The sequence below is a fragment of the Corallococcus sp. M7 genome (genome assembly GCF_054512695.1).
The window spans coordinates 7805831-7827970 of the sequence record NZ_CM137252.1; the positions used below are offsets into that span (position 1 = coordinate 7805831).

The window sequence follows — 22140 nt, forward strand, 5'->3', positions numbered from 1 at the left end:
CGGGCGCGCCGTGGGGCGCTACTCCCAGTTCTTGCCCGTCATCAGGTTGTAGGCGGGGTCCTTCACGCCATCCGCCTTGAGCTGGAGACTCACCGGATTGCTGATGAGCTCGCCCTTGGCTCCCGTGAAGACCTCGGTGACGGTGACCGAGTCCCGGAGAATCTGTGTGACCTTGCCGCCCTGGCGCCCCACGCGGGTGTTGCGCCGGACGATGTGGCCGCGACCCAGGGGGTCCTCGACCATCGCCAGCGGGCTGGCGTCCCCGGTGACGACCGCCACCAGCTTGAGCTGGTCGAGGTCGAACACGCACAGGGGCTCGTTGCAGGCCCGTTCCGGTGCGTCACGCGCCACCGGACCAAGCTCCTCCAGCGGACTGCGGAACGGATCCCGCTTTCCCACCGGGCTGTAGGTGTAGACGAACGTTGGCGCCGCCGACGCCTCGGTCTTCTCCGCCACGGGGGCCGGCGCGGGGGCGGCGGCCTTGGGAGGAGCAGGTGGTGGGGCCTTGGGCGTGTCCTCACAAGCGGACAGGGTCAGCGCCATCACCGCAACGGTCATCGTGGACTTGAACGTCTTCATCCGCGTCATCCCTTGTCGCCCTTGTTGCCGGGCGGATCAAGTTTCTAGTTGCTCTTCTTCTTGTCGGTGCCCTTCGCGGGGACCTCGCGGCCTTCGTGTCGACGAACCGGAAGGTCGTCGCCAGGAAGCTGCTCTGCAGAACGACCTTCTCGTTCTTCAGGGTCGCGCTATCGAGCTTGATGTTGTTGACGTTCACGATGCGGCGCATGTTCGCCATCTCCTGCAGGAACATGGCGATCTCGTGGTAGTTGCCGCTCACCGTCATCTTGATGGGGATGCGCGCGAAGAACTCGCTGCCCTCGACGTACTCCTTGCCGGGCTCCACGCGGGCGATCTCCAGGCCGGACTTCTTGCCGATGTCGTTGATCTGCGCGAGCAGCTCTTCCATGTCGCGCCGCTCCGGCAGCTCCGTGAGGGCCTCCGCCAGCTTCTGCTCGAGCACGTCCATCTCACGGCGGCGCTCGTTGAGGTTCTGGGCGATCTCGCTCTTCTCCGCGAGCTCCAGGTCGAGCTTCCGGCGCTCCGCCGCGCGGCGGGCGATGTTCTCTTCCGTGGGCTGGATGAAGGAGAAGAAGTTGCCCACGGTCAACAAGACGACGACGGCCGCGAGCCCGCCGAACTTCGCCGCGGGGGGGGCCTTCGCCAGCTGATCCAGGTATTTTTCCATGACAGGGGTCCTTCGCCGCCAATCAGATGGCGTAGTTGGCGGTGAGGGTGAGCTTGAAGTCGACGTACGTCGCCGCGCCGGCCGTGGTGGGCTTGCTCTGCACGGCGTTGGTCAGTTCGACGTTGCCGAAGAAGGGCTTGATCTCGGTCGCGGAGAACTCCTCCACGCTGGCGGTCTCCGTGTTGAAGAGCTCCACGCGGGACGTCTTGCTGGCGGTGCGGCCCTGATCCACCAGGCGCCCCATGCCCTTGGGCGTCCACACCATGCTGCCCAGACCGCGCATCAGCTCCGCGACCTCGTCGTGGCTGACGGCCGAGCCGTCGATGGTGACCCGGTTGGAGGCCTCCACGAAGTTCCTGAGCCAGACCTTCTTGGGAATGGCCGAGGACAGCGCGTCCAGCATGCGCACCGGCCCGTTGCGGCCCTTGCGCAGCGTGTCCAGCACCGCGAGCTTCTTCTCCACTTCCGTCTTGCGGGCGTTGATGTTGGTCACCTCGCCGATGACCTTCTCCAGCTCCGCGATCTTCGCGCGCGTCTGGGTGATGCCCTGGTTGGCCCGCTGCAGCTCGCCGTCGCGGTCCGCGTACCAGAAGTAATTACCCACCACCGCGGCGATCAGCACCGCGGCGTAGAGGGCCAGGATCTGCCGGCCCATCTCGCGCTTCTTCACCGCCCGGACGGGCAGCAGGTTGATTCGGATCATCATGTGCGTGAGTTCCTAGTTGGCCAGAGCGGGATCAGCCCAGCTTGTCGCCCGGGCGCCGGAGCGCCAGTCCCACTGCCACCGCGGCCATGGGCGCCACGTCCATGATGAACGCGGGGTCGAACTTGCGGTTGTCCACTTCGATCTTCCGGAACGGGTTGAGGATCTCCACCGGCACGCCGGTTCGCGCCTCGATGGTCTTGAACAGGGCGGGGATCTTCGCGGTGCCGCCGGACAGGTAGACCTTGGTGAAGTTCGAGTCCGCGGCGGTGCCCGCGTAGAAGTCCAGCGAGCGCTGGATTTCGCCGGCCACCTGCTCCGCCACGCTGGAGAGCACGCGCTCCACGTCCTGGGGCACCACGGCGTCCGCGTCCGCGCGGTTGCCGCCGATCTTCAGCGCCTCCGCCTCCTCGTAGGAGACGTTGAGCTGCTTCTGGATCTCTTCGGTGAACTGGTTGCCGCCGATGGTCACGTCACGGGTGAAGACGGTGACGCCGTTGGCGATGATGTTGATGTTCACCACGGAGGCGCCGGCGTTGATGAGGACGACGGTCTCCTTGTCCGGCAGCTCGTAGTTCGTGGAGAACATGTTCTGGACGGCGAACGCGTCCACGTCCACCACCACCGGGACCAGTCCCGCCTCGGAGACCACGGTGGTGTAGTCGTTGATCATGTCCTTCTTGGCGGCGACGAGCAGCACGTCCATCTGGCCGGTGGCGTCGTTGCCGCCGCCGTCCAGGATCTGCGTGTCGATGTTCACGTCCTTCACGTCGAAGGGGATGTACTGCTCCGCCTCCCACTGGATGCTCTCCTCGAGCTCTTCCTGGCTCATGCGGGGCATCTGGATCTTCTTGATGATGACCGAGTGGCCGGACACGCCGATGGCGACGTCCTTGCCCTTGACCTTCAGCTCGGACATCAGCTCCTGGACGGCCTGCACGATGGCCGTGGAGTTCATCAACGCGCCATCCACGATGGCCTCGGGAGGCAGCGGCTTCATTCCGAAGCTCTGGAGCGCGTAGCCGACTTCACCGCGCTTGCGCTGCTCCTTGAGCATGATCATCTTGATCGACGTCGACCCGATATCCAGCCCGAGTGCCAGTTTGCCCTTCGCCATGCGTAACTCCATCGGAGAGGGCGCCAGCGTAGCACCGGCTTGATACCCCTCCTAAAAAGTGCTTGGCGCCCGGCCGCCCTGCGGACGGGGGAGCGCCGTGAAAGCCAGCCACGACCGCGCCCCCTGGCCCACCATCGCGGAGGCCCGATTTTCCGGCCCCGGCCGCGTTCCGTCAAATGGCGCTGGAGGATTCCTCCAAGGTCGCCAGCCGGGCGTCTCCCCTGCCCTCAGGTCCGGGAGCCCTCCGCGTCCGGATCGATGCCGTACTCCTTGATCTTGTAGAGGAGCGCCCGGTGGCTGATGTCCAACACCTCCGCCGCCCGGGTGCGGTTGCCCTTCGTGCGCCGCAGCGCCGCCCGGATGTAGGACTCCTCCAGTTCCCGGATGGCGCGCTTGAGCGACAGGTCGCTCCCGGCCTGTAGCGGCGCCGCCGTCCCGGCCGGAGCGGGTGCGGAAGCCGCCCACAGCTTTTCCGGCAGGCTGCCGGGCGCGACGTGGGTGCCCTCCGCGAGCAGCACCGCGCGCTCCATGGCGTTCTCCAGCTCGCGCACATTGCCCGGCCAGGCGTAGGCCGTCATCAGGGCCTCCGCCTCCGGGGTGAAGCCCTCCACCGGAGGCTCGCGGTTGAGGTCGCGGTTGAAGCGCTGGAGGAAGGCGCGGGCCAAAAGCGGGATGTCCTCGCGGCGCTCGCGCAGGGGCGGCAGGGTGAGGTTCACGACGTTGAGGCGGTAGTAGAGGTCCTCGCGGAAGTCGCCCTGGGTCACCAGCTTGCCCAGGTCGCGCAGCGTGGCGGCCACCACGCGCACGTCCACGCGCTCCACGCGGCTTTCGCCCACCGGGCGGATCTCCCCCTCCTGCAGCACGCGCAGCAGCTTCACCTGCGCGCCCAGGGGCAGCTCGCCCACCTCGTCGAGGAAGAGCGTGCCGCCGTCAGCCTCCGCGAACAGGCCCCGGCGGGCGGTGCGCGCGTCGGTGAAGGCGCCCTTCGCGTGGCCGAACAGCTCGCTCTCCAGCAGGCCGTGGGGGATGGCGCCGCAGTTGACGGCGACGAAGGGCATGGCGGCGCGGCGGCTCTTTCCGTGCAGCTCGCGCGCGATGAGCTCCTTGCCCGTGCCGCTCTCCCCGGAGATGAGCACCGTGGTGTCCACGGGCGCCACGCGCGCCACCTGCTTGAGCACCGCCTGGAGCGCGGCGCTGTGCCCCAGGATGTGGCTACCGGAGGCGCCGGGGAGCCGGGCCTCGTGCAGCCGGCGGTTCTCGCGGACCAGCCGCTCGCGCTCCTCCGCCTTGCGCAGGACGAGGACGATCTCCTCCGGCTTGAAGGGCTTCTGGACGTAGTCGTAGGCGCCCGCCTGCACCGCCTCCAGCGCCTGCTCCTGGGAGCCGTACGCGCTCATCACCACCACGGTGAGGCCGGGCTGCTCCGCGAGCGCCGCCCGGAGCACCGACAGCCCGTCGCGCTTGGGCATGCGCACGTCCGTCACCAGGACGTCGTAGGCGCGCGAGTTCAGCTCGCGCAGGGCCTCGTCCCCGTCGGCGACGGCGCGCACGTCGTAGCCCTTGTCGGTGAGCACCAGGGTGAGGATGTGGCGGATGGACGGCTCGTCGTCGGCGACGAGGACGGTGCGGAAGAGGGGCATGGGGGATGCCCATCATATGCCGTCCGGCCCCGCCGTCAGGCCGCTGGCAGCGACAGCCGGAAGCACGCGCCGCCGCCCGCCCCGTCGCGCGCGTCCAGCCGGCCGCCCATGCCCTGGGCCAGGTTCAGGGACACCGCGAGTCCCAGGCCGGTGCCCTGCCGGCCCTTAGTGGTGAAGAACGGCTCGAAGAGGTGCGCACGCACCTCCGGTGACAGGCCCGGGCCGCTGTCCTCCACCTCCACCAGGACGAGCGCGTCCTCACGCCGGGTGGAGATGCGCACACGGCCCTCTCCCCCCATGGCCTGGGCGGCGTTGAGCAGCAGGTTGATGAGGATCTGCGACAGGGGGCCCGGATCCGCGCGCGCCAGCAGGCCGGGCGTCGCGTCCAGCGTGACCTCCACCCGGTCCAGCTCCGGACCGGCGCGCACCAGGCGCACGCACGTCTCCACCACCTGCCCCACGTCCACCGGCCCGGGCTGGGTGCTGGCCGGACGGCCCAGGTCCAAAAGCCCCCGCACGATGCGGTCGATGCGCAGGACCTCGTGGTCGATGCGCTCCAGGAAGTCCTTCAGCTCCGGCCCCTGCGCCCTGGAGCGCGCCAGGGAGAGGTAGCCCAGGATGCCCGCCAGCGGATTGCCCACCTCGTGCGCCACGCCCGCGGCCAGCTTTCCCACCGTGGCCAGCCGCTCGGAGGCGACGAGCTCCGTCTGCGCCCTCGCGAGCCGGGCGTTGGCTTCTCGCAGCGCCTCCAACTGCGCGCGGGTGAGGGCCTGCTCCTGGCGCAGCGCCTCCGCCATGCGCCGCAGCTCGCGCTGGATGCGCGACAGGAACGGCCCGCCCTGCTCGGGGAGCGGCACATCCAGTTGCAGCCGGCCCAGCTGCTCCACGGACTTCTCCATGGCTCGCAGCGGGCGGCCCACCGCCAGGTCCAGCACGCCATAGGCCAGCAGCGTCAGCACCAGCAGGTCCAGCCCCAGCGCCAGCGGCAGGAAGGCGCGGATCCGCGTCAGGCCCTCCATGTCCAGCGACCCCGGCAGCGCCAGCCGCCGCGCCGTATCCAGCAGACGGATGAGCACCGGCTGCAGGGTCAGCCACGACAGGCCCGTGGACAGCGAGCCCAGGAGGAACGCCACGCTGGCGATGCGCCACTTCATCCCCGCACCGGCGAGGAGTTCCTCACCGCGTCCCCCCGAGCATCAGCGCCACGTCCAGGGGCAGCACGCGCGCGAGCCACGGCCCCAGCAGCATCACCTCCAGGCCCGCCAGCGCCAGCCACGGGCCGAAGGGGATGTTGGTGGGCCCGGGGACCCACTCCTCCTCCTCACCCGCTTCATCCAGCGGCGCGTCCGGGATGGGCTGGAACAGCAGGCAGTAGGGGACGAGCACCACCCGCTTCCACAGGGGCAGGCCGGGCTTCGTGAAGTCCCACGTCATCGTGGGCTCGGGCTCCTCCTCCACCTTCGGAGCCTCCCCTGGAGTTTCCGCGGCCGGGGTGAGGGACATGTCCGCCTGCGGATCCTGAGGGGGCGGAGGCGTGGCTTCCGCCTCCTGCGCGCCGCGTGGGCCCGCCCGTCCCGTGAGGACCAGGAGCGCCACACCCACGATGGAGCCCTGCAGCGACGAGAAGAAGAGGATGCCCAGCAGGGCCTTCCAGCCCAGGAACGCGCCCAATAGCGCGACGAGGAACTTGTCTCCGCCGCCCAGCGCCTCGCGCTTGAACGCGCGCCAGCCCACGTACTCCATCAGCCGGAAGGAGAGGAAGCCCACCACCGCGCCCAGCACCGCCTGTCCCACCGCGCCTTCACCCTGGGGAATGGCCAGCAGCACGCCGGCGGTGATGCCCGGCAGCGTCAGCGAGAACGGGAGGATCCAATGTTCCAGGTCGATGAAGGTGAGCGGCACCAGCAGGAACACCAGCACCAGCGCGGGCACCAGCTCATAGGTCCAGTCGAAGCGCTTGAGGCACGCGAGGAACAACAGCCCCGTGAGCAGCTCCACCAGGACGTAGCGCGGGGAGATGGGCATGCCGCAGCCCCGGCACTTCCCGCGCAGCCCCAGCCACGACAGCACGGGGATGTTCTCGTACCAGGCGAGCACGTGCCCACACTTCGGGCAACGCGAGCCGGGCCGCACGATGCTCAGCCCCTCCGGCACGCGCGCGATGACGACATTGAGGAAGGAGCCGATGCACAGGCCGAGGATGAACAGGAAGAGGATGAAGAGGGGCTCGGCCCAGCCCGGCGCGTAGGTGAACGTCACGGAGCCGGAATCCTACCCGCCGCTTCCGGAGCTGGCGACTGCGCGATGGGGGACGAAAACCGTCAGCGTCAGTGACAAAAATTGGCAGCTCCGCGGGTGATCCATCCCCTGCCCGGCTCGCCTGCCCTGGGAATCTCAGGAGTTGGGAGGATTGTTCGGCGTGGCACTCTTCGTGCTAAGAGTTCCCACGTCGTTCAACCCCCCTCTGCCCACTGCGGAGTCCCCAATCATGATGAACCGTCTCTTCCGGAAGAAGGGTGGCTTCACCCTCATCGAGCTGATGATCGTGGTCGCCATCATCGGCATCCTGGCCGCCATCGCCATCCCGAACTTCATCCGCTTCCAGGCGAAGTCCAAGCAGTCCGAGGCGAAGACCAACCTGAAGGCCCTGTACACCTCCCAGAAGGCGTACTTCGGCGAGAAGGACAAGTACATCACGGACTTCAAGAAGCTGGGCTTCACGCCTGAGGCCGGCAACCGCTACAGCTACGGTCTGGCGGCCTGCAACGCCAACCAGACGGTGGCGGCCCGCGAGTACACGACCGGCTGCATCGGCCAGGACGACGCCCGCTTCCCGAACCCGCCCACGGGCACCCAGGCCATCGGCGCTGGCGTGACGCCGGACGAGGACTCCTGCCCCACCTGCGATTTCAACGCGACGGCCATCGGTAACGTCGACAACGACGAGAACGCCGACACGTGGGGCATCACGTCCTCCGCGACCACCGTCACCCTGGACGGCGTCTGCGGCAACGACCAGGACGCCATCACCGGTGGCGAGCCGGGCAACGCGTACAACGACGTCAGCTGCCCGTGATGTCCCTGGTCTCCGTCTGAACGAGGAGGCATGATTCACCACGCGGGGCCTCCGGGAGGAATCCGGAGGTCCCGTTTGTCTTTTCCGGAGCCCATGCGCAAGCTGCCTGCCCTGCTGTTGCCCATCGCCCTGCTCTGCCTGGTGTTGCTGGCGGCCCCCCCGGCCCCGCCCCCCCGAGTGGACGACCGGCCGCTCCTGCCACGCGCTGGACTGCTGCGCGCCATCTTCCGGGGACAGCTGGGGCTGGTGACGGACTACTTCTGGATCCTCACCATCAACCGCATTGGCAGGTCCAAGGCCCCCTCGGACTACCGCGACGTCTATGCCTACGCGGACCTGGCGACGGACCTGGATCCCAAGTTCGCGACGGTCTACTGGTTCGCGGGGACCACCATCCCGGTGCACCTGGGGCGCGAGAAGTACGCCAACGTGGAGGAGTCCACGCGGCTGTTGCGCAAGGGGACCCGGAACGTGCCGGAGAACTCGCGCACGTGGTTCCAGCTCGCCTACAACCTGATGTTCTTCCACCGCGAGTACAAGGAAGCGGCGGACATCATCACGCAGCTGTCGCACCGGTACGACGCGCCCGCCTGGTACTCGGCGCTGGCCACGCGCCTGTATGCCCAGGCCGGTGACTTCGACACGGGCCTGTCGCTGGCCGTGATGATGCGCGACGGCGCCGAGGACGAAGAGACGCGCCAGACCTACGACCGCCGCGTCCGGGAGATCCTCCAGGAGCGGGTGCTCCAGCAGCTGGACGCGGAGGTGGAGCGCTACCGCCAGCGGCACGGACGTGCTCCCGCGAGCGTGGAGGCCCTGGTGGAGGACGGCGGGCTGACCCGGCTGCCAGAGGATCCGCTGGAGGGCCGCTTCTTCATTGGCGACGGCGGACGGGTGTACTCCACCGCGTCGGAGTTCCGCCTGCAGGTCATCTACGACGAGCGCACCGAAGACGGAAAACGCATCCGCCCCAATGCTCATCCGGAGGGCACGGCTCCCAATGCAGACACCACACCCTGAAGCCCTTCCCATCCAGGCCCAGGGGCTGTCCAAGACGTACAAGGTCGGCTTCTGGATGAACCGCACCGTGCGGGCGCTCCAGGGCCTGGAACTCCAGGTGGGCCCCGGACAGATCTACGGTCTGCTCGGCCCCAACGGCGCGGGCAAGTCCACCACCATCAAGATCCTGATGAACCTGGTGCGCCCCAGCGGCGGCACCGCGCGCTTGTATGGGCAGCCGGTGGACCACGCGGCCACGCGGCGGCTGGTGGGCTTCCTGCCGGAGAACCCCGCGCCCTACGAGTACCTCACCGGACGGGAGTTCGTGACGCTGGCGGGGCATCTGTCCGGCCTGAGCGGCCAGGACCTGGACCGGCGGGTGACGGAGGTGCTGGGCGCGGTGGAGATGGCGGGCGCGGAGAAGCTGCAGATCCGCCGCTACTCCAAGGGCATGGTGCAGCGCGTGGCGCTGGCGCAGGCGCTGGTGGGCCGGCCCAAGCTGCTCATCCTGGACGAGCCGACGAGCGGTCTGGATCCGCTGGGCCGCCGGCAGATGCGCGACCTCATCCTCGCCGAGCGGGACCGCGGCACGACGGTGCTGTTCTGCAGCCACATCATCCCAGACGTGGAGGCCCTGTGTGACCGCCTGGCGGTGCTGGTGGGCGGCCGGCGCGTGCGCGAAGGCAGCGTGCAGGAGCTGGTGTCCGCGCAGGTGCCCACCGTGGAGATGGTGGTGGAGAACCTGCCCCTGGAGAAGGTGAAGGAGCTGGGGGTGGTGCTGGAGTCCGCGCAGGCGCTGGACGGGCGCGTGCTGTTGCAGGTGGCGGACGCGGACAGTCAGCGGCTGCTGGGCGGGGTGTTGAGCGCGGGCGGGCGGGTGAACCGCATCCAGCCGGCGCGGTTCTCGTTGGAGCAGCTGTTCATGGACGCACTGAAGAACTCGGGCCGCACGACGAGCGTGGGCGGGGAGATCAACACGTGAGCGCGTTCACCGCGATGATGTGGAACGGCTTTCGCGAGGCGCGCCGCAACCGCGTGACGGTGGTGGTGGCCGTGTTCGCGGCCATCGTCCTGCTGTCCTCCACGCTGGTGACGGAGGTGACGGTCACCACGTTCGACCGCGTGCTGACCGACTTCGGCCTGGGGATGATGAGTCTCATCCTGGCCTTCCTCGCCATCTTCCTGTCGTGTGGCCTGCTGAGCCGGGAGATTGAAAAGCGCACCATCTTCCTCATGGTGAGCAAGCCGGTGTCGCGCACCCAGTTCCTGCTGGCGCGCCTGGCGGGCACCATGCTGACGCTGGGCGTGATGCTGGTGGCGATGACGCTCATCTTCCTGAGCCAGCTGGTGCTGTTCCGCACGCCCATCCACTCCACGCACCTGGTGGCGGCCGGAGCGCTGTGGGTGGAGCTGCTGGTGCTCAGCAGCGCGGGCATCCTCTTCTCCAGCTTCAGCGGGCCCGCGGTGTCCTCCATCTGCACGACGGGCGTGTACTTCGCCGGGCACCTGGCGGGGGACCTGTATGAAATCACCAGCTACTCGGAGAGCCAGTTCATCCGGTGGCTGGGCCGCATCGCGTATTACATGCTGCCCAACCTGGAGCGGATGAACTTCAAGCCCCACGCCACGTACGAGCTGCCGGTCAGCGCGACCAGCCTGCTGTCCGCGGTGGGCTACGGGGCGGCGTGGGCCGCGGTCTTCACCGCGCTGGCCATGTTCATCTTCGAGCGGCGCGACTTCCGCTGAGGCCTCAAGGCCCGGGCTGCGCGGTGGGCGGCGCGGACCGGGCCGCCGCCAGCGCCCGGCGCGCGGCCTCCAGGTCCGGCTTGAGGCGGAGCGCCTCCGTGAGGGAGGACTCGGCCTCGCGGGCCCGGCCCAGTTGCAACAGGGTGCGGCCCAGCTCCAGGTGCGAGTCCACGCGGCCGGGCTCCAGCCGGACGGCCTCCTGGAAGCTCGCCACCGCCGCCTCCAGCCGCCTGGCCCGGCGCAGCGTCAGGCCCAGGTTGTGGCGCGGGGTCGCGCTCCCGGGCTTGAGCCGGATGGCCGCCTCCAACTGGCGCACGGCCGCCTCGTAGTGTCCCGTCATCGCATAGGCGACGGCCAGGTCGCTGTGCACGCGGTAGTTGCCGGGGAGCGCCGCCGCGGCGGTCTCCAGGTGGGGCACGGCCTCGGGCGCGCGCCGCACGTGCAGGTACGCGGCCCCCAACCAGGCATGGGCCGACGGCCGCTCGGGGAGCTGCGCCACCGTCGTCTCCCACAGCGACACCTCGTCGTGCCAGACGGGGATGCGCAGCACCGTCAGCAGGGCGAAGGCCGCGAGCACCCCACCGGAAGCGAGCGTCAGCGCGCGAGCGCCCGCGGGCCAGCGCTCGAGCACGGCCCGGAGCCCCACCGCCACGAGCAGCACGAAGCCCACCGAGGGCAGGTAGAGGTAGCGCTCCGCGTAGGCCTCCACGCCGCGCGCCTGGAGGGCCAGGACGGGCAGCAGGGGAACGGCGAGCCAGACCGCGCCCGTCACCGTCGCGCCCTGGCGCCCGCGCAGCGCCCATCCCAGCAGCACCAGGAAGCCCACGACGCACAGCCCGCCCAGGAGCACCGCGGGCTCCCACGGTGAGCGCACCCACGACGCGGGAGGCGCCGCCACCAGCGGGTGCGGCCAGAGGAGCTTGCCCCCCAGTTGCGTCACCAGCGCCAGCGCGTCCGCCAGGCTCGCGCCGCCATTCGACAGCCGGCGCGGATCCGTGGGCGCGGCCAGTCCCAGCGCGCTCAGCCGGAGGGCGGCGTACACCGCCAGCGCCACGGCCAGGGGGCCATGACGGCGCAGCCGCTCCCGGAATCCCACCGGTGCCGTGCCCGTGCCCCACTCGAGGGCCACGAGCAGCACCGGCAGCACGATGGCCGTCTCCTTGAGGAGCAGTCCCCCCAACCACGCCAGCGCGGCCAGCCACGCGCGCGGGGACGACACGGGGCCCGGCACGAGCAGCCGCACCGTGAGCAGCAGCGCGAGGCAGGCGGCCAGGTCCATCCAGCCGCTCACCCACACCACTGCCTCCGTATGCACCGGATGCAGGGCGAAGAGGAGCGCCCCCGCGAGGGCCGCCCACCCGGACGCGTCCTCACGCCCCTCGCCGCGCAGGCAGGTCTGGAGCAGCCTCCACACCAGGACGGACGCGCCCGCGTGCGCGAGGATGAGCAGCAGGTGGTAGCCCCACGGCGCGGTGCCGAAGGCCGCCCGCAGCAGCCAGAACGTCACGTGCGCGAGCGGCCGGTAGTAGCCCGAGCCCAGCCCCTCGTCCGCGGCGTCGTCGACGAAGCCGAAGAGGGAATGGCTGAACGCGGCGCGAAGCCCGTCCACGGAGCGCAGCCAGGGGTTCTCCAGGAGCAGGGGAACGTCGTCGTAGACGAAGCCGTTCGCGAGCGCCGGGGCGTGGACGAGCAGCGCCGCGAGGACCACCCAGAGGACCTGGAGGGAGGCGCGCGGAGGCGGACCGTGGAAGGGAGTGGAGGCCATGGGTCGCAGGGCGTGGACCCTACCACCGCGACCCACGCCGCTCCCGCTCCTGGCCGCGGGGCCGGTGGGTCATCCTCCGGGCACCCGCGCCCCACGCCTGCTGGCCTGCCAGGTTCGTGTCCCCTCGGTGTTTCGGGGCATCGGGTATCGTGCCCACCGCCTCCGTGGGAGCCCCCTTCGTGACCCCTTCCGTGCCTTCCGCCCCTCCCCTCTCCCACGTCGCCGGGCCGCCGCGCCAGGGCCTCCAGGCCGTGGCCGTGGTGCTCGCGGCGCTCGCCGTGTACGCGCCGGCGCTGACGGGCGGGCTGGTCTACGACGACTACGTGCTCGTGGAGGCCAACCCGTGGATCCGCTCGGCGGCGACGCTCGGGGACGTCTTCACCCAGCAGCTCTTCGGCTTCGTTCCCGGCGCCTCCGCGAGCGCCGCGTTCTACCGGCCGCTGACCCACGTGTTGCTCCTGGCCGTGCACGGCGTGGCGGGCACCTCGCCCTGGGCGTACCACCTGGTGCCCGTCGTGCTGCACACGGTCGCGTCGCTGCTCGTCTGGGTCCTGGCCCGGCGCGTGCTGGATGGACAGCGTCCAGGGGCCGGCCTGGTCGCGGGGCTGCTCTTCGCCGTCCACCCGGTGCACGTGGAAGCGGTGGCGTGGGTGAGCGCGGTCATGGACGTGGCCGCCACGACGGCGGGCCTGGGCATGCTGGCGTGTCTGGCCCTCCGGCCGCTGCGTCCCGGACGCGCGGTGGCGGGGGCGGGCCTGTGGCTCGTGGCGCTCCTCTTCAAGGAGGTGTCCGTCGTGCTGCCCGGCATGCTGCTCGCCTGGGAGCTGATGGACCGCGCCCCGCCTTCCGCCGAGCGCAGGCGCGAGTGGGCCTGGCGCTACGGACCGCTGGTGCTCGCCGGCGCCGTCTATCTGGCGCTGCGGCTGCACGCCGTGGGTTTCTCCACGGTGAACTCGGGGTGGGCCTCGGTGCCGCCCGGGCTCGCGCTGTTCAACGCGCTGCCGCTGCTCGCGGAACATGCGCGGCTGCTCGTGATGCCCTCGGGCCTGAGCGTGCTGCATCCCTTCGAGCCTGTCACCTCGCTCGCGGCGGTCCGGGCATGGGTGGGCCTCGGGGTCGCGCTGGGCCTGGTGGTGGGGCTGGTGCTGCTGCGGCGGCGGGCTCCGGGCGCCTGGCTGGGCCTGGCGTGGCTGGTGCTGCCGCTGCTGCCCGCGCTGCACCTTCGCGCGCTCGGGGAGAGCGCGGTCTCCGAGCGCTACGACTACCTGCCGTCGGTCGGATTCTGCCTGGGCGTCGCCGCGGCCTGGGGCGCGTGGAACGCCCGGGCGCGCCGCGAGACCGCGTCCTCATGGGCCCTCGTGCCCACGGCCGTCGCGGGCGTGGTGCTGCTGGCGGCCACCGCGCGCGCGGCGACCCAGGTGGGCGTCTGGCAGGACGAGGTGAGCCTGTGGGCGAATGCCGTGGAGGTCAGCCCCGAGGCGCCCACGCCGCACTACCAGTTGGGGGATGCCCTGCTGCGCGAGGGACGCGTGGACGAGGCCCTGCCCGCGCTGGAGCACGCGGTGAGGATGCGGCCCACCCATCCTCCCACCGTGAATGCCCTGGCCCAGGCCCTGCTCAAGGCGGGGCAACCCGCCCGGGCCCGGGAGCTGCTGGAGGCCGCGCTCGTCGGGATGCCGGAACAATCCGGCCTCCATTACCGGCTGGGCGAGGCCCTGCACGCGCTGCGGGACGACGCCGCGGCCACGCGGGCCTTCCAGGAGTCGGTCCGGCTCGCGCCCTCGAGCGCCGAGGCCCGGGTCGCCCTGGGGGAGTCGCTGCTGCGCACGGGACGCGCACAGGAGGCCCTGGCCCCGCTGGAGGAGGCCCGGAGGTTGACGCCGGAGGCCCCCGCGGTGCTCGAAGCGCTGGCCCGCGTCCACCGCGCCCTGGGGCACGAGGCGCAGGCGCGCGAGCACGAGGCGGCGGCGGCCCGCGCCGGAGGCTCCGCTCCCTGAGCAGGGAGCCTGTGCCCGCGCCTCACATGCCGCTCCCGGTGGCCCGGCGGCCCGTGCGATGGTGGGACCGCCCGCGCCGGCTCCCACCCGTCACGAGGGACGGACCGGACCGCCGTGCGAAGGGCCCATTCGCCATGCGCATCCTCGAGGTCTCCAACTTCATGCCGCCCCACCCCGGCGGCATCGAAATCATGGTGGAAACGCTGTTCCAGGGGTTGCGCGAGCGGGGCCACGACGTGCGGTGGATCGCCGGCGCCACGCCCGAGCCGCCCGGTGTCTCCGACGCGCGCGTGCGGGTGGCCGCGTGGAACTGGCTGGAGCGCAACCTCCACGTGCCCATGCCGGTGTGGGCTCCGGCGGGATGGCGGCAACTGGACGCGCTCGTGCGCGAGGTGGACGTGGTGCACGCGCACGACTGCCTCTACCTGTCCTCCGCGATGACGGCCGCGCTCTGCCGGCGCCACCGAAAGCCGCTGCTCATCACCCAGCACGTGGGCGAGGTCCCCTACGGCGGCGTGCTGGACACCGTGCAGGACGTGGCCTACCGGACGCTCGGGCGCGCGGTGCTGATGTCCGCCACCGAGGTGGTGACGTACAGCCCCCACGTGCAGGCCTACTTCTCCCGCGTGGGCCTGAAGCGCCCCCTGCACCTGATTCCCCTGGGGTTCTCACCGCGCTTCCAGCCGCTCCCGCCGGACGCACGCCGCAAGGCCCGCGCCGATTTCGGCCTCTCCGAGTCGGCGCCCCTCGTCCTCTTCGCCGCGCGCCTGGTGCCGAAGAAGGGGGTGTCGCTGGTGGCCGAGGTGCAGCGGAGGCTGGGACCGGAGGGCATCCGGCTGGTGGTGGCCGGGGACGGTCCGCTCGCCTCGGAGCTCGAGGGGCTGCCGGGGACCGATCACCTGCGCCAGGTGGACCACGCGCGCATGCACGAGCTCTACGCGTGCGCGGACGTGCTGCTGCTGCCCTCGCGGGGCGAGGGCCTGCCCCTGACGCTCCAGGAGGGCATGCTCACGGGGCTGCCCGCCGTGGTCTCCACGGATCCCTCCTTCACCGCCAACGTCGCGGACGCGCCCGGTGTGCGGCGGGTGGAGGGCGCGGACGCGCTGGCGGCGGCCGTGCGCGAGCTGCTGGCCTCCCCTCCTCCACGCGAGGAGGTCGCGCGCTGGGGACGCGAGCGCTGGGGCCTGGAGCGCTTCATCACCGACTATGAGCAGACGCTCGCGCGGCTCCTGCGCGCGGGCTGAGGGCGGGGCCTCAGGGCCGCTCGAACACCGCGCACGTCACCTCGAAGGGTTTCACCAGCCACGGCCACAGCCACCGCGCCACGCTCTCGCGCGGAACGCCCGGCTCGGCGCCGCGGCCCGGCCGCAGGAGCCGGCCCACCGCGGCGGGCAGGTCCTGGGCCACCAGGTGCAAGAGCGTGCCGCAGGGCACCACCTCGCCGGCCACGAGCCGCAGGTCCGGGAAGAGCGCGGCGACCTCGGACACCGTCGGCCGGAAGCGGGTGTCGATGGGGTCCGGGTGCCAGGGGAAGGCACGCGGCACGCTGAGCAGGAGCACACCCCCGGGGGCCACCAGCCGGGACAACTGGTGCGCGAAGTCCCGGGGATCCGGGACGTGCTCCAGCACGTTCGTGCAGCACACGGAGCGGATGCCGCGCGCCTCCAGCCGGGCCATGCAGTCCGCGTCCAGCAGGCTGCCCACCACGTCCACCCCGTCGTCGGCCTTGAGGTCCTGGTGCACCACCTGCCCGCCCCGCGCCAGCCACGGCGCGAAGAGCTCCTGGTGGATCCACGGCTGCTGGACCTCGCGGAAGTGGCGCGTGGAGCTGCCCACGTTGAGCAGCGGGGACAACCGCGAGACATCCAGCGACGTCATCTGGCGTGAGAGCCAGCGGGCTTCGGGCTTCAGCATCGGAACGCTCCGGCGGGCGGTCAGGGCGACGGCGGTGGGAAATCCGAGGGCAGTTCCTTCACCGGCGAGGGGTAGCGCTCGGGGGAGGCCTGGTCGAGCGGGATGAGCCGGTGCTGGCAGTCCTTGCGCGACACGACGAGCAGGAAGCCCTCGCGTCCCGGGAAGCGCTTCACCAGCTCCCGGTCCCGCTCCACGCCCAGGTGGTTGGCCCAGAGCACGGGGTCGTCCAGGTCCGGCCCGTTGTTGGGCCGGGTGAAGACGAAGTGGCGCGCCGGGGCCGACTGGCATGGCGGCGCGATGGGGTGCTGCGTGAAGACGATGGACGGCACCGGCGCCTCGCGTTCCACGAACTCCAACGGCGTGCGGATGTCCCGCGCCAGCAAGGCCAGCGTCGTCCACCGCGGGGGCAGGTACATGGCCGCGCACACCAGCAGCAGCCCCGCCACCGTGCCCGGCAAGAGCCCCGGCCGCCCCTGCGCCCAGGCCCAGCGCCACAGCGTGCGCAGCCCGTCCGTGGTCAGCAGCACCAGCGGCAGCATGGCCTCCGAGTAGTGCACCGGCCCGAACGAGTCGATGCCCGCGTCCGCCACGGGGATGTGCACCACCCAGAGCCCGGCCATGCTCGCCGCCATCCAGCGCGCGTTCTGCCCCCGCGCCAGACACGCGAGCCCCAGCCCCAGCGGCCACCCGAAGCCATCCACGTTCAGCCGGAAGAGCGCCATCACGCCGCGGCCCACCGCGAGCCACGGGGAGCGGTCCACGAAGAAGTACCAGAAGCCCTCCCCGCTCGCGGACTCGGGGGCGAAGGTGGCGAAGCGGAAGGCGTTGGCGCGCGCGTAGTACAGGCCCGCATGGTAGCCCGTCATCCACGGCGAGCCCGTCTGGGCGGCGTTCGCCGCGAGGAACAGCGCCGCGAGCGGCACCGCCACCACCAGGAAGGCGCCCACGCGCGCGGGCACTCCACGGCGCTCACCCCGCCAGAGCCCCAGGGCCCACCACACGAGCAGCGGCGTCCCCAGACCCACCGCGGTCGCGGGCCGCGTCCAGAACGCCAGGCAGAAGAAGAACGCCACGCCCGCGCTCGCAAGCGCGCCGGCCCCCGCGCGCGAGCGCTGCACGCAGTACAGCAGCCACGCCAGCGCGAAGAGGACCGCGGTGTGGGACATCATCGTGGCCGCGCCCGTCATCAGCAGCGGCGACACGAGGCACAAGAGCCCCGCGACGCGCGCCCAGGCGGAGCCGAACCACTCGCGCGCCACCAGGAAGACCGCCACCGTGGTCGCGCCCGCGAGCAGCGGGTTGATGAGCCAGGGCACGCCCGCCTTCATGCCGAACGCCAGGAGGAAGGGCCACCCGAGGAAGTACTGGCTGTACAGCTTCCCGTCGTTCACGAGGAAGCCGTTGTCGAAGAAGAGCTTCAGGGGCGGCGAGGGCACCCACAGCCGGAAGGAGGCCAGCAGGCGCGCCGCGAACTGGTAGGAGGCTTCGTCGTCCGTGAGGGGCGCGTGCCCCAAGAGCAGCGACTGGATGGCGAGCGGGATGAGCACGCCCATCAGCCCCAGCAGCACGAGGCCCCGGCGGTCCGGGTAGTCACGCCACGCGGAGCGCCAGCGCTGGAGCGTCTCCGCCCGGAGCCCACGGCCTCCCGCGAGCGCCAGGCACACCACCACCGGCACGCCCAGAAAGCCCATCATCGCCGCGAGCAGGAGGTAGCGGGGCGTCGGCAGGTCGATGCTTCCCAGGTCCAGGCGGAAGCCCTTGAAGTACGACAGCCAGAGCGCCGCGTGGGCCAGCAACAGCACGGCGGCCAGCACGAGCGGGGGGAAGGGGGACCTGCCAGGGGGAGGAGCCATGGGTGGGGGCCGGCAGCGTAGATCAGCGGAAGGAGCGTGTAGAGTGGCGCCGCACGCCACGAGGACGTGGCCCCCATTTTTCGACCTTCCGAATGAGCCGCCCGAGCCTCGCGACGCCGCCCCGCATCGCGGTCATCCTCCCCTGCTTCAACGAGGCGCTGGCCATCGCGCACACGGTGCAGGCCTTCCGCCAGGCCCTGCCCACGGCGACGGTCTACGTCTACGACAACGCCTCCACGGACGAGACGGCCCGGGTGGCAAGGGAGGCGGGCGCCCTGGTGCGCGCCGAGCCCCGGCGCGGCAAGGGCAACGTCCTGCGGCGGGCCTTCGCGGACGTGGACGCCGACATCTACATCGTGGCGGACGGTGACGGCACCTACGACGCCAGCGCGGCGGAAGGGATGACCCGCCTGCTCCAGGACGAGTGCCTGGACATGGTCGTGGGCACGCGGGTGCACACCGAGAACGAGGCCTACCGGGCGGGACACGTGGCCGGCAACTGGCTCTTCAACCAGGTGGTGGCGGGCCTCTTCGACAAGGGGCTGTCGGACATCTTCTCCGGCTACCGGGTGATGTCGCGGCGCTTCATCAAGTCGTTCCCCTGCGCCTCGGAGGGGTTCGAAATCGAGTCGGAGATGAGCATCCACGCGCTCCAACTGCGCATGCCCGTGCGCGAGGTGCCCACGGCTTACGCGAAGCGGATGGAGGGCTCGCACAGCAAGCTGAACACCTGGCGCGACGGCCTGCGCATCCTGGGCCACATCCTGCGGCTGCAGCGATTGCTGAGGCCACGGAAGTTCTTCGGCACCATCGGCGCGGTGCTCGTCGCCGTGGCGCTGCTCCTGTCCATCCCCGTCTTCCTCCAGTTCTTCGAGACGGGCCAGGTGCTGCGCTTCCCCACCGCCATCCTGTGCACGGGCCTGGTGCTGCTGGGCGCGCTGTCAGGCCTCGTGGGGCTGGTGCTCGAGGGCGTGAGCCAGCTGTCGCTGGAGACCAAGCGGCTGAGCTACCTGGCGGAGCCCGCGCTCATGGTCCCGGAGACGCAAGTCGCCCGGGAGCCTCTCACGACCGGGGAGCGGGCTCGTCCAGCTCATCCGTGAGGCCGTGCTTCGCCAGCCGGTAGCGGAAGGAGCGGAAGGACAGGCCCAGCAACTCCGCGGCGCGCGTCTTCACGCCCTGGGACTGCTTGAGCGCGGCCAGCAGGTGCCGCCGCTCGCTCTCGTCCAGGTGGCGCTCCAGGTTGAAGCCGGCGCCCAGCGAGGGCTCGCCGCTGTCCCCCGGGCGGCTCAGGGGCTCTGATTCGCCGCGCACCGCGGGCGGCAGCGTGCCGGGCCCCAAGAGCTCCGAGTCCGACAGCGTGGCCGCGCGCTCCACCATGTTCTGCAACTGGCGCACGTTGCCCGGGAACGCATAGCGCTCCATCAGCGCCAGCGTCTCCGGCGCGAAGCGCAGGCCCGGCCGGCCCAGCTCCTCCGCCAGCCGCGCGAGGAAGTGCGACGCGAGCGGCGCGATGTCGTCCGGCCGCTCGCGCAGCGGGGGCAGCTCCAGCGTGATGACGTTGAGCCGGTAGAAGAGGTCCTCGCGGAAGCGGCCCGCCTTCACCTCCGCCTCCAGCCGGCGGTTGGTGGCCGCGATGACGCGCGCCTGGAAGGGAATCTCCGCCGCGCTGCCCACCGGCTTCACCTTGCGCTCCTGCAGCACGCGCAACAGCTTCACCTGCGTGGCGAGCGGCATCTCGCCCACCTCGTCCAGCATCACCGTGCCCTCGGCCGCGGACACGAGCAGGCCCGGCCGCTCATGCGTGGCGCCCGTGAAGGACCCCTTCATGTGGCCGAACAGCTCGCTCTCCAGCACGCCTTCGTTGAGGGCGCCGCAGTTGAAGGGCAGGAAGGGCTGCGCGGCGCGCTGGCCGCGCAGGTGGATGGCGCGCGCCACCAGCTCCTTGCCGGTGCCGCTCTCCCCTGTCACCAGCACCGTGCTGCGGCCGGGGGCCACCTTCTCCACCAGCTGCCACAGGGCGCGCATGCGGGGGCTGCTGCCCACCAGCAGCCCGCCCAGGCCGGGCAGGAGGCGCGACTTGAGCGTGAGGTTCTCCTGGCGCAGCGCGCGCTTCTCCAGCGCCTTGTGCACCAGGAGCCGCAGCTCCTCGTTGTCGAAGGGCTTGCAGATGTAGTCGTAGGCGCCCTCGCGCATGGCCTCCACCGCGGAGGACGGCGTGCCGAAGGCGGTGATGAGCACCACCTCCGGCGGCTCCTTGCGCGAGCGCGCGCAGCGCAGCACGTCCAGGCCGCTGCCCTGGCCCAGCTTCATGTCGGAGATGACCAGGTCCACCTGGTCCTTCTCCAGCATGGCGCGCGCGGTCTCCACGGAGGGCACGCTCGTCACGGCGTAGCCTTCCCGCACCAGGAGGATCTCAAGGTACTCGCGCATGGACAGCTCGTCGTCCACCACCAGCACGTGGCCGCGCGCCCCACCGTCATGAGGGAGCGGCGCCGTCACAGGGGCAGCCCCACGAGGAACTCGGTGCCTTCAGCGGGATTGGACGTCACGCGGATGGTGCCTCCGTGCGCGTGGATGATGGAGTGCGCGGTGGACAGGCCCAGCCCGGTGCCACCGTTGCGGGTCGTGAAGAACGGCTCGAACAGGTGTCCCATCATCTCCTCCGTGATGCTGCCCGCCGAGTCCCACACGCGAATCTGCGCTTCCTTTTCCGCGCGCGCCAGGGCCACCCGGACCGTTCCCTTCGGCCCCGCCGCCTGGATGCCGTTGCGCAGCAGGTTGAGGAGCACCTGGCGCAGCTGGTCCGGATCCACCGGCGCCGTCAGCGCGTCCAGGGGGCGCACCTCCAGCTGGACCTCGCGTGAAAGCGGATCCGCGCGGAGCATGTCCACCGTCTCCGACAGGAGGGTGTCCAGGGCCACCGGCCGGCGCTGCGGCTCGGGCGGGCGCGCGAAGCGCAGGAAGTCCTCCACCAGCCGCGCCAGCCGGTCCGCCTCGCGCGTGAGGATGCCGGTGAGCTTCGTCACCACCACGTCGGTGGACTGCTCCTGGGCCAGCAACTGCGCGGAGCCGCGCATGGCGGCCAGCGGGTTGCGGATTTCATGCGCCAGCTGCGCGGACAGCGCGCCCAGGCTGGCCAGCCGGTCCGTGCGCTTCAGGTCCTCCTCCATGCGCCGCAGCTCCGTGAGGTCCTGGAAGACGATGAGCAGCGAGCCCGCCTCGCCCTCCAGAGGCGACACGGACAGCCCCAGCACCCGAGGCCCGCCGGGCGTCTTCACCCGCAGCTCGCCCCGGGTGGCGCGCGGCGCCAGCACGGACACGCCCGGCAGGAGCTTCTCCAGCGGCTGGCCCACGCACGCGCTGTCCTCCACCTGGAGGATGACGCCGCCCGCGGTGTTGAGGAAGGTGACGCGCCGCCCGGCGTCGCAGGTGACCAGCCCGGACGGCATGGAGGACAGGATGAGCTGCTGCAGCCGCCCCAGCCGACGCAGGTCCGCCTCGCTCTGGGACAGCGCGCCGCCCGTGGCGGACAGCTGGCGCGACAGGTAGCCGGACAGCACGGCGATGAGGCCCAGCGCCAGCACGTTGCTGCCCAGCACGAAGAGCACCCGCGAGGGCGCCATCCCCGGCACGTCCGCCGGCAGGGTGAGCCGCATGATGAGCAGCAGCCCGGTGAAGGCCAGCGAGGACACGACCGCGGCCCACAGCGCGCCGCGCCGGTCCAGCACCACCGCCGCGCCAATGACGGCCAGGCTGTAGAGGAACGTCAGCGGCGATTCCGCGCCGCCGCTCAGGAACACCAGGCCGGTGGCGATGATGACGTCGCCCACCACCTGCACCACGGCGTCCAGGCGCCCCGCGGTGCCCCGGCGCAGGCGCAGGCCCGTCACCACCGTGAGAAGGTAGGCGGCCGCGATGACGCCGAACGACAGCGAGTCCGCGCGGCTGGGCTCCTGCACGGGCTGGGTCGCCAACCGGACCACTGTCACAACGAGCGACAGGCTCGCCGCGACGGTGCGGAACAACACCAGCCACACCAGACGCGAGCGCAGCCCGGGGGCCACGCTTCGCGTCACCCTTCCAC

The 22140-nt window shown here is 71.2% G+C and carries 19 protein-coding genes; 7 read left to right on the forward strand and 12 right to left on the reverse strand.

The genetic code is table 11. The features are described from left to right. Positions 1 to 18: 18 nt before the first annotated feature. The 7 genes from ACX114_RS31275 to ACX114_RS31305 form a co-directional block, all read right to left on the reverse strand. Complete coding sequence (locus tag ACX114_RS31275) at positions 19 to 579, reverse strand: pilus assembly protein PilP (RefSeq protein WP_206789857.1); 561 nt, start codon at positions 577 to 579, stop codon at positions 19 to 21. Continuing rightward, a complete protein-coding gene (locus tag ACX114_RS31280; protein ID WP_459290598.1) occupies positions 518 to 1246 on the reverse strand; it encodes a type IV pilus inner membrane component PilO in 729 nt (242 codons plus the stop codon). The genes ACX114_RS31275 and ACX114_RS31280 overlap by 62 nt, the downstream gene beginning before the upstream one ends. A gap of 22 nt (positions 1247 to 1268) precedes the next feature. Then, on the reverse strand, positions 1269 to 1952 hold the full coding sequence (locus ACX114_RS31285; RefSeq protein WP_459290600.1) for a PilN domain-containing protein: 684 nt from the start codon (positions 1950 to 1952) through the stop codon (positions 1269 to 1271). 31 nt (positions 1953 to 1983) lie between these two features. Further along, entirely contained in the window at positions 1984 to 3066 is a 1083-nt protein-coding gene (gene pilM, locus ACX114_RS31290; RefSeq protein WP_459290601.1) for a type IV pilus assembly protein PilM, read from the reverse strand. Positions 3067 to 3293: 227 nt separating this feature from the next. Next, on the reverse strand, positions 3294 to 4706 hold the full coding sequence (locus ACX114_RS31295; RefSeq protein WP_459290603.1) for a sigma-54-dependent transcriptional regulator: 1413 nt from the start codon (positions 4704 to 4706) through the stop codon (positions 3294 to 3296). A 35-nt stretch (positions 4707 to 4741) separates the two neighbouring features. Then, on the reverse strand, positions 4742 to 5860 hold the full coding sequence (locus ACX114_RS31300; protein ID WP_459290605.1) for a sensor histidine kinase: 1119 nt from the start codon (positions 5858 to 5860) through the stop codon (positions 4742 to 4744). 22 nt (positions 5861 to 5882) lie between these two features. After that, on the reverse strand, positions 5883 to 6965 hold the full coding sequence (locus ACX114_RS31305; protein ID WP_459290607.1) for a prepilin peptidase: 1083 nt from the start codon (positions 6963 to 6965) through the stop codon (positions 5883 to 5885). 229 nt (positions 6966 to 7194) lie between these two features. Between ACX114_RS31305 and ACX114_RS31310 the strand changes: the two genes are divergently transcribed. The 4 genes from ACX114_RS31310 (at position 7195) to ACX114_RS31325 (ending at position 10527) form a co-directional block, all read left to right on the forward strand. Then, positions 7195 to 7782: a type IV pilin protein gene (locus ACX114_RS31310; protein WP_459290609.1), complete on the forward strand. Its 588-nt coding sequence runs from the start codon at positions 7195 to 7197 to the stop codon at positions 7780 to 7782. Positions 7783 to 7875: 93 nt separating this feature from the next. Beyond that, positions 7876 to 8802, forward strand: coding sequence for a pilus assembly protein PilG (locus tag ACX114_RS31315; RefSeq protein ID WP_459290611.1), 927 nt, complete (start codon positions 7876 to 7878; stop codon positions 8800 to 8802). Then, positions 8783 to 9763 carry an ABC transporter ATP-binding protein gene (locus ACX114_RS31320; RefSeq protein WP_459290613.1) on the forward strand — a complete coding sequence of 327 codons (981 nt, stop codon included), beginning with the start codon at positions 8783 to 8785 and terminating at the stop codon, positions 9761 to 9763. The genes ACX114_RS31315 and ACX114_RS31320 overlap by 20 nt, the downstream gene beginning before the upstream one ends. Beyond that, positions 9760 to 10527 (forward strand): ABC transporter permease, encoded by a 768-nt coding sequence (locus ACX114_RS31325; RefSeq protein ID WP_459290615.1) that lies wholly within the window; start codon positions 9760 to 9762, stop codon positions 10525 to 10527. Before ACX114_RS31320 ends, ACX114_RS31325 begins: the two co-directional genes overlap by 4 nt. A 4-nt stretch (positions 10528 to 10531) precedes the next feature. Here ACX114_RS31325 and ACX114_RS31330 read toward each other — a convergent pair whose 3' ends face one another. Further along, on the reverse strand, positions 10532 to 12292 hold the full coding sequence (locus ACX114_RS31330) for a tetratricopeptide repeat protein (protein WP_459290617.1): 1761 nt from the start codon (positions 12290 to 12292) through the stop codon (positions 10532 to 10534). Positions 12293 to 12471: 179 nt separating this feature from the next. On the opposite strand from ACX114_RS31330, the gene ACX114_RS31335 reads away from it, so the two are divergent. Together ACX114_RS31335 and ACX114_RS31340 are read left to right on the forward strand one after the other, a co-directional pair. Next, a complete protein-coding gene (locus ACX114_RS31335; protein WP_459290619.1) occupies positions 12472 to 14289 on the forward strand; it encodes a tetratricopeptide repeat protein in 1818 nt (605 codons plus the stop codon). 134 nt (positions 14290 to 14423) lie between these two features. Next, complete coding sequence (locus ACX114_RS31340) at positions 14424 to 15533, forward strand: glycosyltransferase family 4 protein (RefSeq protein WP_459290621.1); 1110 nt, start codon at positions 14424 to 14426, stop codon at positions 15531 to 15533. Between the two features lie 10 nt (positions 15534 to 15543). Here the strand turns inward: ACX114_RS31340 and ACX114_RS31345 are convergent, their stop codons facing one another. Then, positions 15544 to 16203 carry a methyltransferase domain-containing protein gene (locus ACX114_RS31345; RefSeq protein ID WP_459290622.1) on the reverse strand — a complete coding sequence of 220 codons (660 nt, stop codon included), beginning with the start codon at positions 16201 to 16203 and terminating at the stop codon, positions 15544 to 15546. A gap of 20 nt (positions 16204 to 16223) precedes the next feature. After that, the gene (locus ACX114_RS31350; protein WP_459290624.1) at positions 16224 to 18056 is read right to left on the reverse strand and encodes an ArnT family glycosyltransferase; all 1833 of its coding nucleotides are present in this window, start codon (positions 18054 to 18056) and stop codon (positions 16224 to 16226) included. 92 nt (positions 18057 to 18148) lie between these two features. Between ACX114_RS31350 and ACX114_RS31355 the strand changes: the two genes are divergently transcribed. After that, positions 18149 to 19156, forward strand: a complete 1008-nt coding sequence (locus tag ACX114_RS31355; protein ID WP_459290626.1) for a glycosyltransferase — start codon at positions 18149 to 18151, stop codon at positions 19154 to 19156. Here the strand turns inward: ACX114_RS31355 and ACX114_RS31360 are convergent. Further along, positions 19119 to 20555 carry a sigma-54-dependent transcriptional regulator gene (locus ACX114_RS31360; RefSeq protein ID WP_459290628.1) on the reverse strand — a complete coding sequence of 479 codons (1437 nt, stop codon included), beginning with the start codon at positions 20553 to 20555 and terminating at the stop codon, positions 19119 to 19121. The genes ACX114_RS31355 and ACX114_RS31360 overlap by 38 nt on opposite strands. Next, entirely contained in the window at positions 20552 to 22132 is a 1581-nt protein-coding gene (locus ACX114_RS31365; protein ID WP_459290630.1) for a two-component system sensor histidine kinase NtrB, read from the reverse strand. Before ACX114_RS31365 ends, ACX114_RS31360 begins: the two co-directional genes overlap by 4 nt. Positions 22133 to 22140: the final 8 nt, after the last annotated feature.